This window comes from Micromonospora sp. NPDC049301 (assembly GCF_040678715.1).
Taxonomy (GTDB): Bacteria; Actinomycetota; Actinomycetes; order Mycobacteriales; family Micromonosporaceae; genus Micromonospora.
In genome coordinates this window covers 522,393-537,195 of sequence record NZ_JBFAQO010000006.1, presented here as the reverse complement: position 1 = coordinate 537,195, position 14,803 = coordinate 522,393, and the positions used below count along the sequence as shown (strand labels likewise).

General features: G+C 72.8%; 15 protein-coding genes. 6 read left to right on the top strand and 9 right to left on the bottom strand.

Going from position 1 to position 14,803, the window contains the following annotated elements:
* Nucleotides 1–57: 57 nt before the first annotated feature.
* On the top strand, nucleotides 58–249 hold the full coding sequence (locus tag AB0K07_RS21235; protein ID WP_363757111.1) for a DUF2795 domain-containing protein: 192 nt from the start codon (nucleotides 58–60) through the stop codon (nucleotides 247–249).
* 12 nt (nucleotides 250–261) lie between these two features.
* Here AB0K07_RS21235 and erm read toward each other — a convergent pair whose 3' ends face one another.
* Together erm and AB0K07_RS21225 are read right to left on the bottom strand one after the other, a co-directional pair.
* Nucleotides 262–1,059 (bottom strand): ErmE/ErmH/ErmO/ErmR family 23S rRNA (adenine(2058)-N(6))-methyltransferase, encoded by a 798-nt coding sequence (gene erm, locus AB0K07_RS21230; protein ID WP_363757110.1) that lies wholly within the window; start codon nucleotides 1,057–1,059, stop codon nucleotides 262–264.
* Between the two features lie 539 nt (nucleotides 1,060–1,598).
* On the bottom strand, nucleotides 1,599–2,501 hold the full coding sequence (locus tag AB0K07_RS21225; protein ID WP_363757109.1) for a Gfo/Idh/MocA family oxidoreductase: 903 nt from the start codon (nucleotides 2,499–2,501) through the stop codon (nucleotides 1,599–1,601).
* A gap of 180 nt (nucleotides 2,502–2,681) precedes the next feature.
* On the opposite strand from AB0K07_RS21225, the gene AB0K07_RS21220 reads away from it, so the two are divergent.
* Nucleotides 2,682–3,077: a hypothetical protein gene (locus tag AB0K07_RS21220; RefSeq protein ID WP_363757108.1), complete on the top strand. Its 396-nt coding sequence runs from the start codon at nucleotides 2,682–2,684 to the stop codon at nucleotides 3,075–3,077.
* Nucleotides 3,070–3,486, top strand: coding sequence for a hypothetical protein (locus AB0K07_RS21215; RefSeq protein WP_363757107.1), 417 nt, complete (start codon nucleotides 3,070–3,072; stop codon nucleotides 3,484–3,486). Before AB0K07_RS21220 ends, AB0K07_RS21215 begins: the two co-directional genes overlap by 8 nt.
* A 64-nt stretch (nucleotides 3,487–3,550) precedes the next feature.
* On the opposite strand, the gene fabG is transcribed toward AB0K07_RS21215, so the two are convergent.
* Together fabG and AB0K07_RS21205 are read right to left on the bottom strand one after the other, a co-directional pair.
* Complete coding sequence (gene fabG / locus AB0K07_RS21210) at nucleotides 3,551–4,309, bottom strand: 3-oxoacyl-ACP reductase FabG (RefSeq protein WP_363757106.1); 759 nt, start codon at nucleotides 4,307–4,309, stop codon at nucleotides 3,551–3,553.
* A gap of 142 nt (nucleotides 4,310–4,451) precedes the next feature.
* Complete coding sequence (locus AB0K07_RS21205; protein WP_363757105.1) at nucleotides 4,452–6,104, bottom strand: alpha-amylase family protein; 1,653 nt, start codon at nucleotides 6,102–6,104, stop codon at nucleotides 4,452–4,454.
* A 92-nt stretch (nucleotides 6,105–6,196) separates the two neighbouring features.
* Between AB0K07_RS21205 and AB0K07_RS21200 the strand changes: the two genes are divergently transcribed.
* Both AB0K07_RS21200 and AB0K07_RS21195 read left to right on the top strand, forming a co-directional pair.
* Nucleotides 6,197–6,811, top strand: coding sequence for a DUF1349 domain-containing protein (locus AB0K07_RS21200; RefSeq protein WP_363757104.1), 615 nt, complete (start codon nucleotides 6,197–6,199; stop codon nucleotides 6,809–6,811).
* Nucleotides 6,812–6,909: 98 nt separating this feature from the next.
* A complete protein-coding gene (locus AB0K07_RS21195; RefSeq protein ID WP_363757103.1) occupies nucleotides 6,910–7,581 on the top strand; it encodes a DedA family protein in 672 nt (223 codons plus the stop codon).
* A gap of 13 nt (nucleotides 7,582–7,594) precedes the next feature.
* Here the strand turns inward: AB0K07_RS21195 and AB0K07_RS21190 are convergent, their stop codons facing one another.
* From AB0K07_RS21190 to AB0K07_RS21170, 5 genes are all read right to left on the bottom strand, one after another.
* Nucleotides 7,595–9,160, bottom strand: a complete 1,566-nt coding sequence (locus AB0K07_RS21190) for a cellulose binding domain-containing protein (RefSeq protein ID WP_363757102.1) — start codon at nucleotides 9,158–9,160, stop codon at nucleotides 7,595–7,597.
* A gap of 105 nt (nucleotides 9,161–9,265) precedes the next feature.
* Nucleotides 9,266–10,645 (bottom strand): cellulose binding domain-containing protein, encoded by a 1,380-nt coding sequence (locus tag AB0K07_RS21185; protein WP_363757101.1) that lies wholly within the window; start codon nucleotides 10,643–10,645, stop codon nucleotides 9,266–9,268.
* A gap of 146 nt (nucleotides 10,646–10,791) precedes the next feature.
* Nucleotides 10,792–12,201: a carbohydrate-binding protein gene (locus AB0K07_RS21180; protein WP_363757100.1), complete on the bottom strand. Its 1,410-nt coding sequence runs from the start codon at nucleotides 12,199–12,201 to the stop codon at nucleotides 10,792–10,794.
* A gap of 71 nt (nucleotides 12,202–12,272) precedes the next feature.
* The gene (yidC, locus tag AB0K07_RS21175) at nucleotides 12,273–13,028 is read right to left on the bottom strand and encodes a membrane protein insertase YidC (protein WP_363757099.1); all 756 of its coding nucleotides are present in this window, start codon (nucleotides 13,026–13,028) and stop codon (nucleotides 12,273–12,275) included.
* A gap of 99 nt (nucleotides 13,029–13,127) precedes the next feature.
* A complete protein-coding gene (locus AB0K07_RS21170) occupies nucleotides 13,128–13,421 on the bottom strand; it encodes a DUF6412 domain-containing protein (RefSeq protein ID WP_363757098.1) in 294 nt (97 codons plus the stop codon).
* Between the two features lie 228 nt (nucleotides 13,422–13,649).
* Here AB0K07_RS21170 and AB0K07_RS21165 point away from each other — a divergent pair, with 228 nt between their 5' ends.
* Nucleotides 13,650–14,786: a glutamate--cysteine ligase gene (locus AB0K07_RS21165; RefSeq protein WP_363757097.1), complete on the top strand. Its 1,137-nt coding sequence runs from the start codon at nucleotides 13,650–13,652 to the stop codon at nucleotides 14,784–14,786.
* The last annotated feature ends 17 nt before the right edge of the window (nucleotides 14,787–14,803 follow it).

Here is a 14,803-nt window from a genome sequence, read left to right as displayed (position 1 = left end):
TACGCCGGCCGCCGGGTCGACCGGTGTACGGGTGCCGCGAGCGGGTAGCCGGCCGGCATGACCGTCACCGGGGTGCAGTTGCAGGAGTACCTGGCCGGGCTCGACTACCCGGTCTCCCGCGAGGACCTGGTCCGCTGGGGCCAGGAGAACGGGGCCAGCACGGCCATGTTGCAGATGTTGCGGGCGTTGCCGGCGGAGCAGTTCGAGTCGCCGGACGAGCTGAACGCCGTGCTGTCCAGTCTCTCCTGACCCCCTACGCGGTCAACGGGCGTCCAGCAGTCGGAACAGCACCAGCCACTGTTCCGGCCAGACGTACCCGACCGGCGTGTCCGGCGCGATCCGGGTGGCGCGCAGCGCCGCGGCCACCCGGGCCGGCGGGTGGTGCCGGCGCAGGCTCGCCGCCAGCGAACCGCCGACGCCCTCGAAGCCCACCGCCACCAACCTCCGGTACGCCGGCAGGGCGGCCCGGGACAGCAGCGGCTCCGCCCGCCGCTCGATCCGCAGGATCCCGGCGTCCACCGCGGGCACCGGTCGGAACGCGGTACGCGGCACCCGCCCGGCCAGCCGCCAGTCGACCTCGGGCCAGGTCGACACGGTGAGCCGGGTCCACCGGCCGTAGTCGCCGCTGCGGCGGCGGGCGTACTCCAGTTGGGTGAGCAGGGTGGCCGAGCGCAACCGGGGCGCGGCCAGGCACCACCGCACCACGGCGGACGTCAGCGACCACGGAATGTTGCCGACCACCGCGAACGGCTCCGGTGGTGACTCGGCGGCGAGGAAGTCGGCCTGCCGGTGCTCGACGTTGGGCAGGGCCGCACAGACGGCGGCCAACTCCCGTCCGGCCGCCGGGTCCACCTCGTACGCCCTCAGTCGCCCGCAGCGGGCGGCGAGCGGGCGGGTCAGCTGGCCGCGACCGGCGCCGACCTCCAGCAGGAGCCCGTCCGGATCGGGATCGGCGGCGCCGACCAGCCGCGCCACGGCGGCCCGGTCGACGAGAAAGTTCTGGCTGAGTACGCGACGGGACCGGTCGCGTTCGGTTGGTCGGAAGTTGCGGGGCGCCACGGGTCGTCGTCCTGTCTGTCGCCGTTCGGCGACGGGCTGGACAGGCAGCCGGGATTCCGGGCCTGTCCGAGTGGATCGGGACTCGGACGGCCCTGGACGATGGCGCAAGGACGCGGCGCCGACGGGGCGGCTGCCCCTGCGGCGGCAGGAATGAGCTGATCAGCGGCGGCGGGGCTCAACCCCGGCTCGCCGCGACGGTGGACCGATCAGCGGCGGGTCGCGTCCCGGCCGGCCAGGGCCGGACGCCGGACTCGCGGACGGGACACCAGCATCGGGGCCCCGGCGGCCGGCGTACCGACCCCCTCGATCAGGGCATGCGTAAACATCCCGCCACCCTAACCACTCCCACCCCCACCCCCCACCCATTTCCCGCACCCCTCCCCCGGCCCCTGCCCCCAGCTCTCCCCGGCTCTCCCCCGGTGATCATGGAGTTAGCGTCACGACACGCCGTGCCGGGTGTCGCTAACTCCATGATCAACGAGAAAGGGCGGGGGGCGGGCCGGGGCCGGGCCGGGGCCGGGGGCGGGCGGGGGCGGGGGTTACGGGAGGGGGATGGTGCGGGATTCGGTGCGGGCGGTTTCGGCGGCGGCGAGGATGGCGACGACTTCGCGGCCGAAGCGGACGTCGCAGCGGTGGTCGCGGGTGCCCGCCTGCACCTGCTCTACGAGCTGGTCGATCGCCACGCCGAACGCCGTCGCGGGGTCGTTCTCGCCGACCGGGACGGTCTCGATGCCGTTCTCGCCGTAGAACACGAACTCCCGGGCCATCGCCTCCCGCGGGGCGTCCAGGGACAGCGAGGCGCTGCTGGTGGCGCCACCGTCGTGGGTGAGCAGCAGGTGCACCATCCCGTTCGGCCCGTCCATCGCGGCCACCCGGGTCACCTTGCCCAGCACCGGCAGGAGGATGGAGAGCGCGTGCGGGGCGATGTCCCAGAGCGCGCCGTGCTCCCGGCGCCACAGCGAGCCACCGTACGGGCTGCCCTCCTGGAAGATCGAGGCGAACGCGGTGGTCCGCCCGTGCTGCCAGCCCCCGGCGGCGGCGGTCGCGGCGAGGAACGCGGTCACGTTCGGCTGGAACCGTTGGGTGAAGAAGACGACCGAGGCGACCCCGGACGCCTCGGCAGCCGCGACCACCCGATCGGCGTCCTCGACGGTGAGCGCCAACGGCTTGTCCAGCAGCAGGTGCCGGCCGGCGGCGGCCGCCCGGACCGCGATGTCGGCCTGGATGTCCGGCGGCAGCGCGACAGCGATCGCGTCGCACACGTCGAGCAACGCGTCGACCTCGGCGAACGCCGGCACCCCGTACCGCTCGCCCAGCGCGGCGGCCCGCTCCGGGTTGCGCCCCCAGACGCCGACCAGCTCCGCGTCCGGGTGGGCGTGCAGCGCCTTCCCGTGCGTCTCGATCGCCCAGTGACCGGTGCCGAACAAGCCGAACCGCAGCACGTGTACCTCCGCCGTTTCCCCTCACCGCGGCGACGCCACGGCCGAGATCCACGCTAGTCGCCCCACCAGCCGTGACGGCGGCGGGTCGACCAACCGGAGCGGACAGCGAGGCAGCCTCGGCGGGTACTACGGCGGTTAGTAGGCTGTGCCGGTGACCGAGGCAACGACCGGGTGGGACCGATGACCAGTGCGGCGGCGGCCAACTCGCCGGTGGACGGGATCCTCGCGACGGTGTCGATCGTGCTGTCGCTGCTCGTCGCGGCGTGGGCGCTGGTGGCGGCGGTACGCCACCGGCCGCCGGACCGGGTGCAGTTCGTCGGCCTGGCCGTACTGGAACTGGCCCTGCTCGTGCTGACCGTGCTGGCGCTGGTCGCGGTCGGCGGTGGGGACCGGCCCGGCGAGCCCGGCGCCTTCTTCGGCTACCTGGTCACGCTGGTCTGCATGCCGCCGCTGGCCTGGGTGCTGGCCCGGATGGAGCCGACCCGCTGGGGTTCGGCGATCGTCTGCGCGGTCTGTCTGGTGGCCCCGGTCGTGGTGGTCCGGTTGCAGCAGACCTGGGAGGTCCTCGGTGGTTGAGACACAACCGGTCCGGCGCGCCACGAACAGCGGTCCCGGGCGGCTGCTGATCGCGGTCTACCTGCTCTTCGCCATCGCCGCGACCAGCCGGGCGGGCCTGCAGATCGCCACCAGGTTCGACGAGGCCCCGGTGGCGTACCTGCTCTCCGCGTTGGCCGCGCTCATCTACATCGTCGCCGCGGTGGGGCTGGCCCGCGCCGGGCACACCGGTCGACGGGTGGCGCTGGCCTGCTGCTCGCTGGAGCTGGTCGGGGTGGTCGCGGTCGGCATCCTGAGCCTGGCCGACCGGGAACTCTTCCCCGACGAGACGGTCTGGTCGCAGTTCGGTAGCGGGTACGGCTACATCCCGCTGGTGCTGCCGGTGCTCGGCCTGTTCTGGCTCTGGCGCACCCGCCGCGACCCCGCCTGACCGACCCCGCACACCCGTCGAGGGCGCCCCCTGCCGCTCGGAGCGCCCTCGACGGGTGCACGGGTCAGTCCCGCGGGCCGCCGGCCACGTAGATGACCTGGCCGGAGACGAAACCGGCCCCCTCGCTGGCCAGGAACGAGATGGTGTGCGCGACGTCCTCCGGCCGGCCCGGGCGACGTACCGGGATCTCGGCGGCGGCGTGCTTCTGGAGGTCCTCGAAGTCGACCTTCATGCGGGCGGCGGTGGCGGCGGTCATGTCGGTGACGATGAAGCCGGGCGCCACCGCGTTGACGGTCACCCCGAACGGGCCCAGCTCGATGGCGAGCGTCTTGGTGAAGCCCTGGAGGCCGGCCTTGGCGGCCGAGTAGTTCGCCTGGCCCCGGTTGCCCAGCGCCGAGGTGCTGGACAGGTTGACGATCCGCCCCCACCTGCGGTCCACCATGTGCTTCTGCGCGGCCTGGCTGAACAGGAACGCCCCGCGCAGGTGCACCCCCATGACCGTGTCCCAGTCGGCGTTGGTCATCTTGAACAGCAGGTTGTCGCGGAGCACACCGGCGTTGTTGACCAGCACGGTGGGCGCACCCAACTCGGCGGCGATCCGCTCCACGGCCGCCTCGACCTGGGCCCGGTCGGACACGTCGGCGCCCACGCCGAGCGCCCGGCCGCCCGCGCCGGCGATCGCGTCCACCGTCTCCTTGGTGGCTGCCTCCTCGATGTCGACCACGGCGACGGCCATGCCGTCGGCGGCCAGCCGGCGGGCGGTGGCCGCACCGATACCGCGCGCGGCTCCGGTGACGATGGCGACTCGGGGCTCCTCCGACATGATTACCTCCCGGTAACTTGGGGTCGATCGAAGGAGCTTAACTCCCGCACCGGCAGTCACCAGCGATGACCATCGCGACATCGCCGACACCGAGCCGATCACCCCTGGCCGGGCGAGCCGGACGACGCCAGGCGGGCTGGCCTTACCGGACCGAGCCCCGACAGAGCCGGATCCAGCGGTAGCCGTAGCCGGAGAGCTTGACCGCGCCCAGCTTGCCCAGTTCGCCGTAGCCACGGTCGGCGAGCACGTCGTTCGGCAGATCGGCCTCGGCCTCCAGGCTGCTCAGGTCAACCTCGACGTCGTCGGTGCCCAGGTTGTGCAGGAACACCATGGTCCCGGTCGGCCCGTCCGCCCGGTGCGCCAGCACTCCAGCCGGCGCCGCCACGTCGATGTGGGTGGTCGAGCCGGACCCGACCTCCGGTGCCTCCCGCAGCGTCCGGATCATGCGTTCGAACCAGGCGAGCAGCGACTTGGCGTCACCGCGCTGGGCCGTCACGTTGACCTTCTGGTAGCCGAACTCACCCTTGTCGATCACAGGGCGGACCAGCTTCTCCGGGTCCGCCGTGGAGAAGCCGGCGTTCGGCTGGTACGACCACTGCATCGGGGTACGGATCGCCTCCCGGCCGGGCAGCGACAGGTCCTCGCCCATCCCGATCTCCTCGCCGTAGCGCAGCACCGGCGTGCCGCGCAGCGAGAACTGGAGGGCGTACGCCAGCTCGATGCGACGCCGGTCGTTGCCGAGCATCGGGGCGAGCCGGCGCCGGATGCCCCGGTCGTAGATGCGCATGTTCTCGTCCGGGCCGAACTGCGCGTACACCTGGTTGCGCTGTTCGGTGGTGAGCCGGGACAGGTCGATCTCGTCGTGGTTGCGCAGGAAGGTGGCCCACTGACCACCGACGGGCAGCATCGGGGTGTCGCGCAGCGCCTCGACCAGCGGCTCCGGGTCCTGCCGGGCCAGGGCCAGCATGAGCCGGCCGTTGAGCATGAAGTCGAAGAGCATGTGGATGCGGTTGCCGGACCCGCTGGCGTCACCGAAGAAGGTCGGCAGTTGGTCCGGCTCGACGTTCGCCTCGGCCAGCAGGACGGCGTCGCCGCGCCGCCACTGCACGTGCTGGCGCAGCTCGGTGAGGAACTCGAAGTCCTTCGGTGAGTTCGGGTTGCCCGGCTCGGTCAGCTCGATGATGAACGGCACCGCGTCCATCCGGAAGCCGGAGACGCCGAGCTGGAGCCAGAACGACATGATCTTCTTGATCTCCGCCCGGACCTCCGGGTTGGCGAAGTTGAGGTCCGGCTGGAACTTGTAGAACCGGTGGTAGAACCACGCCTTGGCGGTGCGGTCGTAGCTCCAGGTCTCGTTCTGCTCGCCGGGGAAGACCATGCCCTGGTGCCGGTCGTCCGGCTCCGTGTCGGACCAGACGAACCAGTCGCGGTACGGCGAGTCCGGCGAGGAGCGGGCGGACTGGAACCAGGGGTGCTCGTCGGAGGTGTGGTTGACCACCAGGTCGATGATCACGCGGATGCCCCGGTTCTGCGCCTGGTGCAGCAGCTCCGCGAAGTCGCCGAGGGTGCCGAAGCGCGGGTCCACGTTGTAGAAGTCGGTGGCGTCGTAGCCGTCGTCGCGGTTGGGCGACGGGTGGATCGGGTGCAGCCACAGGCAGGTCACCCCCAGCCGGGCCAGGTAGTCCAGCCGGCCGATCAGGCCACGGATGTCACCGACCCCGTCGCCGTCGGAGTCGGCGTACGTGTCAATGTCGAGGCAGTAGACGACGGCTTCGGAGTACCAACGGTCACCCATGCCGGATGAACTTCTCCGGTCGATCACCGCGGCAAACCCGCCGCCGGGCGGCGGAGACCGACCGGCCCCCTCCGGCCGGTAGCGTGCCGGTCATGGAGATCGACCTCGTACCGCCGAGCCAACCGTTGGACTGGGCCCAGGGCGGCTGGCTGTACCCGCCGGTCCGCGCGGAGGAGAGCCCGGCGGGCGAGTTGACCGTCGAACCGGCGGCGGAGAGCGACTTCTGGCGGCGGACCAGTTACGGGTTCGTGCACGACAACGGCCCCGCCCTGCTGGCCCCGCTGCCGGTCGGCAGCGCCATGGAGGTGAGCTTCCGACTCGATCTCACCGGGCAGTTCGACCAGGCCGGTGCGCTGGTCCGGGTGGACGAGCGCAACTGGGTCAAGGCTGGCGTCGAGGTGAGCGACGGCGAGCTCCAGCTCGGCGGGGTGGTGACCCGGGAGTTCTCCGACTGGTCGGTCGCGCCGGTGCCGGAGTGGGCGGGCCGGGAGGTGACCGTGCGGGTCAGCCGGGCCGGCGACGCGCTGACCGTCCGGGCTCGGGTGGACGACGAACCGTGGCGGCTGGTCCGGCTCGCCCCGCTGGACCCGGCGGCCGAGGCCATGGCCGGGCCGTTCTGCTGCGCGCCGGTCCGCGCCGGCCTCACCGTGGTGTTCACCGGCTGGCGGCAGGGGCCGGCCGACACCGCGCTGCACCCGGAGCACTGACCGCCGGGGCGGCGTGGCGTGGCCCACGGGCACGTGTGCCCGACGGCTGACGGGGTATCACCATCCGATCCCCCTGCTGCCGACGCGGAAGGACGACCATGGCGCTCGCCCAGAATGTCGACCCGTCCAGCTTCACCGGGTTGACCGGTTGGGTGGCCACCGTGATCGACGGGATGGGGCCGGTCGGTGTGGCGCTGCTGGTGGCGTTGGAGAGCATCGTCCCGCCCATCCCCAGCGAGATCGTGCTGGCGCTCGCCGGCTATCTGGCCAGCGAGGGCCGGTTCAACGTGGTGCTCGTGGTGCTGGCCGCGACGGTCGGCTCGCTGGTCGGCGCGCTGGTGCTCTACTGGCTCGGCGCGGCGCTGGGCGAGGAGCGGCTCAAGCGGTGGCTGGACCGCATCCCGCTGGTGGACCGGGACGACCTGGAGAAGGCCGACCGTTGGTTCGAGCGGCACGGCCGGTGGGCGGTGCTGATCGGCCGGGTCGTGCCCGTGGTCCGCAGCCTGGTCTCCGTCCCGGCGGGGGCGAACCGGATGCCGCTGGGCGAGTTCATCCTGCTCACCACGATCGGCAGCGGGGTGTGGAACGCCCTCATCGTCGGGGCCGGCTACGCGCTGGGCAGCCGCTGGCAGGACGTCGAGCGGTACAGCGACTGGTTCAACTACGGGATCGTCGCGGTCTTCGTCGTCATGGTGGTCAGCTGGGTGATCCGTAAGGTCCGGCGACGCCGGGCGCGCGACGACCGGCGGTCGGTGACCGCCGGTCGCTGATCCGCGCCTCCGCTCAGCCGAACTGGGCGGTGATCGAGGTGAACTCCCACGTGTTCTGCGCGATGCCGGAGCAGTTGGAGACCACTCCGCCGCCCGGGCACGGCCGGTCCCGGTTGACCGCCCAGAAGGTGAACCGCGCGAGCCCCCGCGCCTCCGCCCAGTCCCGGATCTGCGTCCAGGTGGCCGGTGTGGTCAGCTCCTGCTGGTCGGAGAGCCCGTTCATTCCGGAGATGCCCATGTGCGCGTACGCCGTGGCGTCGGACCAGCCGAAGGCCGTCTTCAGCGTGTTCTTCAGCCCCTCGGCGGCGTTGACGGTGCTCTGGTACATGTTGGCCCCACCGCCGAAGTCGAACGGCATGATGGTGAAGGTGTCGATGTTGGCGCCGAGCGCGGCGGCCTGGTTGATCAGCCGGGTGCCGTAGTACGACGGCCCGGTGGTGGTGGTGCCGAACGTGATGATGGTCTTCAGCGCCGGGTTGTTCTGCTTGACGATCTTCAGCGCGCCCAGGATCCGGTCCTGCACCACCTCGTTCTCGAACTCGTCGCTGTTCTCGATGTCGATGTCGATCGCCTTGAGCCCGAACGCGTTGATCACCTGCTGGTACGCGCCGGCGAGGGCGCTCGCCGAGGAGCAGTTCGGGCCGAGCTTGTTGCCGCTCCAGCCGCCGATGGACGGGATCACGTCGCCGCCGGCCGCCCGGATGGCCGCGATGGTGCTGGCGTGCACGCCGCTGGTGAGTGGGCCGCCGCCGTCCCAGGCGGGGGCGCAGCCGCCGCCGGAAAGCACGAACGCGATGGTGAACCACTTGACGCCGGTCGCCGACATGACGGTCGCCGGGGCGGGCGGGTCGCCCCAACCCGGGTAGAGGTACGGCGCGGCGGCCATCGCACCACCGCCGCCGGTGCAGCCCGTGGTGCTCGCGGCGACCGCCGCCGACCGCGCCGACTCCCCGGCCGAGTTGTACGCGGTGACCGTGTAGCTGTGCGCGGAGCAGGCGGCCAGACCGGAGACCGTGGCCGAGGTGCCGGTGACGGTGGCGCGGACCGTCGAGCCCTCGTACACCCGGTAGCCGGTCACCGTTCCGCCGACCGCGTTCCAGGCCAGCGAGACGGCCGAGTTGGTGCTGCCGGTGACGCGCAGGCCGCCGGGGGTGGCGGGGGCGCCCGGCGGGGTGGTCGGACCGCCGGCGCAGGGCGAGCCGTTGACCGTGCAGTTGGTGGGATCGCCGGTGCCGGCGACGATGAAGCCGAACGAGGTGCTCGCTCCGGCCGCCAACGCGCCGTTCCAGGACTGGTTGCGGGCGGTCACGTGCTGACCGGAGCTGCTCACCACCGCGTCCCAGGCCGACCCGACCGTGCTGCCGGTGGGCAGGTCGAACTGGACGTTCCACGAGGTGATGGCCGTGGACGTGTTGTTGGTGACGGTGAACTTCGCCTCGTACCCGCTGCTCCAGCTGCTGGTGCGGACGAAGGCGGCGGTGGCCGCGGACGCGGCCGGCGGCGCCACGACGGTGGCCGCCACCAGGGCGGCGGCCAGCGCGACGGCGAACGTCGCCGCGCGGGGGGATCGGAGTTTCACGGTGGCCTCCAGGGACCGGGGTGGTGGGGGTGCCACCCGTACGGCCGGCCGACGCCGGCCCTGCGGGTGGGTGGTGCGGGCGCCCGCGCGGGGCGTCGAGGCGGGTCAGGGCAGGGTGTCGAGGTGCGGGGCGACCGTGCGGGCGAAGCCGTTGCCGTTGCTGACGTCCCAGTTCACCGACCAGGTCATCGCGCCACGGATGCCGGGGTAGGTGCGCGGCGGCCGGAAGCTGCCGCAGTTGGTGCCCCGGGCCAGGCAGTCGAGGGCGGCGTTGACCACGCTGGGCGCGACGATGCCGCCGCCGGCCGCGCCGGGACCGGCGGGCAGGCCGAGGCCGACCTGGTCGGGGCGGAGCCCGGCCTCCAGTTGGATGCAGGCCAGCGCGACGATGAAGTTCACCGTGCCCTGGGCGTACGCGGCGTTCTGGTCGCAGCCGAGCATCGCCCCGGAGTTGTAGTACTGGGTGTTGACCACGGTGAGGATGTCCTTGATGTCCAGGGCCAGCTTGAAGTAGCCGCCGGCCGGGGACTGCATGTCGATGGTCTGCGGTGCCATCGCGATGATCAGGCCGGCGCCGACCTTCGCCCGGAGGGCGCGCAGCGCCTGCGCCATGTACGTCGGGTTGAGCCCGTTCTCCAGGTCGATGTCGATCCCGTCGAAGCCGTAGCGGGCGATCAGCGCGGCGGCGGTGTCGGCGAACGCGGTGGCCGAGGCGGCGTCGTTGACCGTGACCCGGCCGGCCTCACCGCCGACCGAGAGGATCACCCGCTTGCCCCGCGAGTGCAGGGTGCGTACGTCGGCGGTGAAGTCCGCGTCGGTGTAGCCGCCGAGCGCCGCGGCGAGCCCCGGGTCGACGCCGAACGTGAGCGCGCCCGGCGTCGCGGTGGCCTCGGCGAAGGCAACCGCGACCAGGTCGTACTCGGCGGGGACGTCGCGCAGCCGCAGCTCGACGGCGGGGTTGTCGAAGTTGTGCCAGTAGCCGGTGAGCAGGTGCTTCGGCAGGTCACCGGTGGGTGGCGGGTTCGTCGGCGGCGGGGTGGTCGGGGGCGGAGGGGTCGTGGGCGGAGGCGTGGTGGGCGGCGGGGTGCCGCCGCCGCAGGGCGCGCCGTTGAGCTGGCAGCCCGTCGGCGAGCCGGAGCCGCTGGCCAGGAAGCCGAAGGAGACCGAGGCGCCCGGGGCGATGGTGCCGTTCCAGGACCGGTTGGTGAAGGTGTGCCGCTGGCCGGCGGAGCTGAGCAGGGCGTCCCAGTAGCTGCCGAGGGTCGTGCCGGCCGGCAGGTCGAAGGCGAGGCTCCAGCCGTTGATGGTCGATCCGCCGCCGTTGGTGATTGTGTACTTCCCCTCCCAGCCGGAGCCCCAGTCGGCGGTCTTGACGAAGCTGGCGGTGGCCCCGGCGGCGAACGCGGGCAGCGCAACCCAGGCCGCACCGAGCGTCGCGGCGAGCGCGGTGACCAGGGACAGGACAAGGGATCTGGCAGGTTTCATGTGACCCTCCACGCCGGACGGGCATCCATGGACATCAACGTTGCCGCTTATTATTAAGATAGTTAACTGTTTCTGTCCAGGGGTCGACGCAGATGGATGGGCCGCCCGCCGTGCGACCACGCGGCGGACGGCCCGGACGGTCCGCCTCAGCGGCGGAAGGTGAACCAGTTGACGTTGACGAAGTCGTTCGGCTGCCCGCTGGTGAAGGTGAGGTAGACGGTGTGCCGGCCGGTCACCCCGCCGACGTTGCCGGGCACCGAGCGCCAGCTCTGCCAGCCACCGGTGTTGCCGATCGCGAAGCTGCCGATCGGCGCCGCGGTCGGGCTGTCCAGCCGCACCTCGACCAGGCCACTCGCCCCCCCGCCGGCCCCGGAGGCCACCCGGGCCAGGAAGTCCCGTGGCCCGGCCGAGCCGAATTCGACGTTGTCGTAGCGCGCCCAGTCCCCGTTCCGCAGCGCGGCGATGTTCTGCCCGCCCTCGGAGCACGCCTCGACGAGCACCCCGTTCTGCCCGTTGAACGACTCGGCCTGGATCTGCGCGTACGCGTCCCTCCCACCGCCCGGCGGTGGCGTGGTGGGCGGCGGGGTGGTCCCGCCGCCACGGCGGTACACCGCCACGTAGTCGACAAGCATCGGTCGACCCGGCACCGTCGCCGCGGTCGGCGTGCCGCTGCCGGCCACCCCGTTCGGGAAGGCCCCACCCATCGCCACGTTGAGCAGCAGGAAGTAACCCGCGTGCGAGGTCATCTGCGACCAGGCCGGCTCACCGACCCGACTCTGCGTGACGGTGTGGTAGAGCTGCCCGTCGACGTACCAGCGCAATTGCTGGGGGCTGATCGAGGCGTCCCACTCGAACCGGTAGGTGTGGAACGCCGACTGGCAACTGGCCCCCGGGCAGGCCCGGGAAGCGCCGATGCCGTTGAACTCGTCGCACGGCCCGCCCGGGGCGACGCCGCAGTGCAGCACCCCCCAGACAGAGTTGATGCCGTTGACGTTCTCCATCACGTCGAACTCGCCGATGCCGGGCCAGTTCTGGTAGTTGCCCCGGTAGGGCGCACCGAGCGCCCAGAACGCCGGCCAGTAGCCGGCCGCCGCGGCGCCGGTGACGTTCGGCATCTGGATCCGGCCCTCGATGGCCAGCACCCCGCCGGCCGGGGCCTTGAAGTCGCTGCGCACGGTCTCGATCCGGGCGGAGGTCCAGCCACCCCCACCGTCGCGCAGCGGCGTGATCCGCAGGTTGCCGCCGCCGTCGTGGCTGACGTTGGCGGTGCTGGCGGTGTAGTTCTGGATCTCGCCGGTGCCCCAGTTGGCCGGGCCACCCGGGTAGTTGTGCCCGGTGTCGATGATCCAGTTGGCGGCCGACGGCAGGGTGCCGGCCGCGCCGGTGAAGTCGTCGCTCCAGACCGTGCTCCAGCCGGCCGGGGGTGGCGGCACGGCCGCCTGCGCGGTGACGGTGACGCCGGCCAGGACGGTGGTGGTCGCGACGAGCAGGACGGACGCCAGCCGCAGCCGGCGTCGGACGGGCGGGGCGGCAGTGGCCGCCGAGGGAGGTGACATGGACGTGCCTCTCTGCGGGGACGGGTCGAGAGAGCGCTCTCTCAGAGTTGTACGTCCCGCCGAAACAGTTGTCAACGTCGATCTACGTTGGCGCTCGCCGGAGCCGCCTGCGGCCGGCGGAGCACCACCTGCTCCAGCGCCGACCAGGCGGTCGTGGTCACCAGGTAGATGACCGCGGCGAGCGGCAGCACCAGCGCCACCAGCACCGTCGTGAACGGCAGCAGGGGCAGCAGCCGGCCGAGCGTCGCCGCACCCGGCCCCTCGGTGGGCGTACCGGCCACCGTGCCGACCACCGCCGACGCCCGGCGGGCCCGCCGCGACGACCACCAGGCCAGCAGCAGCAGCGCGGCCAGCAGACCCGCGAACAACGGACCGGCGGCACCGGCCAGCCCGTCGCCGAGATGGTGGCCCAGCGGCACCCCCGCCAACCGCTCCTCCAGCAGGCCGGTGCCGCCCTCGGTCGTGGTGAACAGCCGGTACAGGACCAGCAGGAACGGCGCCTGGAGCAGCAGCGGCAGGCAGCCGGCGATCGGGTTGGCGCCGGCCGAGCGGTACAGCGAGAACACCTCGCTCTGGAGCTTCGTCGGGTCGTCGGCGTACCGCCGCTGGAGGTCACGCACCTGCGGCGCGAGCGCCGCGCGGCGTCGCTCCCCGCGGACCTGGGCGACGGTGAGCGGCGAGATCAGCAAACGGACGGCGATGGTGAACAGCACGATGGCGGCGGCGGTCGCGGTGCCGCCGGCCAACGGTTCGAGCAGATCGGTGAGCCAGGACAGCGCGGTGCCGGCAGCGCCGACCACGCCGGTCAGTGGTGCGAAGGCGAGCATGGGAAACCCCTCGGTCCGATTCCGGTGGGGTCCTCCCCGGCGGCGTCCGCCGGGCGGGAGGACCGATGACGGCGGGATCGGCCGCGCGGCGGCGTGGCGCTACGCGGCCGAGGGGCGCCCGGGTGCGCGGGGGCGGGGCCGGCCGGCGGCGTCGGGGTCGACCTGCCGGGGCACCCGGCGACCACGGGAGCGGGCCAGCAGCCCGGTCCCGCGCCGGCCGATGCCCGACGCGCCTGAGCGGCCGGACATCCGCGCCGCGAGCAGCACGGCGAGCAGCACCAGGGCGGTCAACGCGGCGCCGGCGAGCAGGTCGGCAGGACGCGCCGCGAGCGTGGTGAGCTGCGTGAACACGTAGATCCACGCAGCCCCGAAAAGCCCCAGCGGTACCGGCACGGGTCCAGCCTAGGGCCCGGTGTCACGCCAGCCGATCGAATCGCGGCCGCCCCTCGGCACGTGGCGGGGCACCCGCCGGCGACCGACACGCCGAGCGCGACGCGCGGTGCTCGCCCGACACGCGGGTCGACGCGCCGTCACCACGTTTCCCGCCATCGCCACGGTGGGTAACCAAATGACCGACCGACGCGGACGGACCGCGACCGGCAGGAACGGACGGTGGTGGCGATGACCGGCCAGGTGGCGGAGGCGCCCAGCGGAACGGCCGCGGGGACCGAGTTGCTCACCGTGGGTGTCGAGGAGGAGTTCCTGCTCGTCGACCCGCACAGCGGGGCCGCGGTACCCGCCGTCGACCTGGTCCTCGAGCAGGTGCCGGCGGAGCTGCGCGGGCAGGTGGAGCGGGAGTTCCAGACCAGCCAGATCGAGATCGGCAGCCCGCCCGGGCTGGAGCTCTCCTCGATCCGGCACTCCCTCAGCGTGCTGCGCAGGGCGCTCGCCGACGCCGCCGAGCGGGCCGGCGTACGGCTGCTGGCCATCGGCACCGGGCCGGCCGACGGTCCGGTGCCGCCGGTGGTGGACAAGCCCCGCTTCGACCGGATGGTCGAACGGTTCCGGCTGCTCGTCCCGGGGCCGGGCAACAACGGCATGCACGTGCACGTGGGCGTGCCCGACCCGGAGACCGGCGTGCAGGTGCTCAACCACGTCCGGCCCTGGCTGCCGATGCTGCACGCGGTGACCACCAACTCCCCGTTCGCCCGCGGCGAGGACACCGGCTACGCCAGCTGGCGCTCGGTCGAGTGGGAACGCTGGCCGTCGGTGGCGCCGACGCCCTGGCTCGAGTCGCACGAGCACTACCAGCGGCTCATCCGCCAGCTGATCGCCAGCGGGGTGATGCTCGACGAGGGGATGCTCTACTGGTACGCCCGACTCTCGGCGAAGTACCCGACCGTGGAGCTGCGGATCGGCGACGTCTGCCCGTCGGTGGACGACGCGGTGCTGGTCGCCGCGCTGGTCCGGGCCCTGGTGGCCACCGCCATGGCGGACGTCGAAGCCGACCGGCCGGCGCTGCCCACCGACCACCACCTGCTGGTCGGGGCGCACTGGCGGGCCGCCCACGACGGCCTGGAGGGCCAGGGCGTCGACGTCACCACCGGCGAGCTGCGCCCGGCCTGGGAGCTGCTGGACCGGTTCGTGGAACGCCTGCGACCGGCGCTGGAGCAGCACGGTGACTGGGCCGAGGTGACCGACCTGCTGGGCGGGCTCCGCCGGCACGGCACCGGCGCTGCGCGGCAGCGGGCGGTGTTCGCCCGCAACGGACGGCTCATCGACGTGGTGCAGGACGTGGCGCGACAGACCCGCGGCTGATCACCGCGTGACAGGAT

Bases quoted from the DNA above. Each gene is read 5' to 3' on its own strand.
- AB0K07_RS21235 (WP_363757111.1), top strand. From the start codon at position 58: ATGACCGTCACCGGGGTGCAGTTGCAGGAGTACCTGGCCGGGCTCGAC.
- AB0K07_RS21220 (WP_363757108.1), top strand. From the start codon at position 2,682: ATGACCAGTGCGGCGGCGGCCAACTCGCCGGTGGACGGGATCCTCGCG.
- fabG (WP_363757106.1), bottom strand. From the start codon at position 4,309: ATGTCGGAGGAGCCCCGAGTCGCCATCGTCACCGGAGCCGCGCGCGGT.
- AB0K07_RS21205 (WP_363757105.1), bottom strand. From the start codon at position 6,104: ATGGGTGACCGTTGGTACTCCGAAGCCGTCGTCTACTGCCTCGACATT.
- AB0K07_RS21200 (WP_363757104.1), top strand. From the start codon at position 6,197: ATGGAGATCGACCTCGTACCGCCGAGCCAACCGTTGGACTGGGCCCAG.
- AB0K07_RS21195 (WP_363757103.1), top strand. From the start codon at position 6,910: ATGGCGCTCGCCCAGAATGTCGACCCGTCCAGCTTCACCGGGTTGACC.
- AB0K07_RS21185 (WP_363757101.1), bottom strand. From the start codon at position 10,645: ATGAAACCTGCCAGATCCCTTGTCCTGTCCCTGGTCACCGCGCTCGCC.
- AB0K07_RS21180 (WP_363757100.1), bottom strand. From the start codon at position 12,201: ATGTCACCTCCCTCGGCGGCCACTGCCGCCCCGCCCGTCCGACGCCGG.
- yidC (WP_363757099.1), bottom strand. From the start codon at position 13,028: ATGCTCGCCTTCGCACCACTGACCGGCGTGGTCGGCGCTGCCGGCACC.
- AB0K07_RS21165 (WP_363757097.1), top strand. From the start codon at position 13,650: ATGACCGGCCAGGTGGCGGAGGCGCCCAGCGGAACGGCCGCGGGGACC.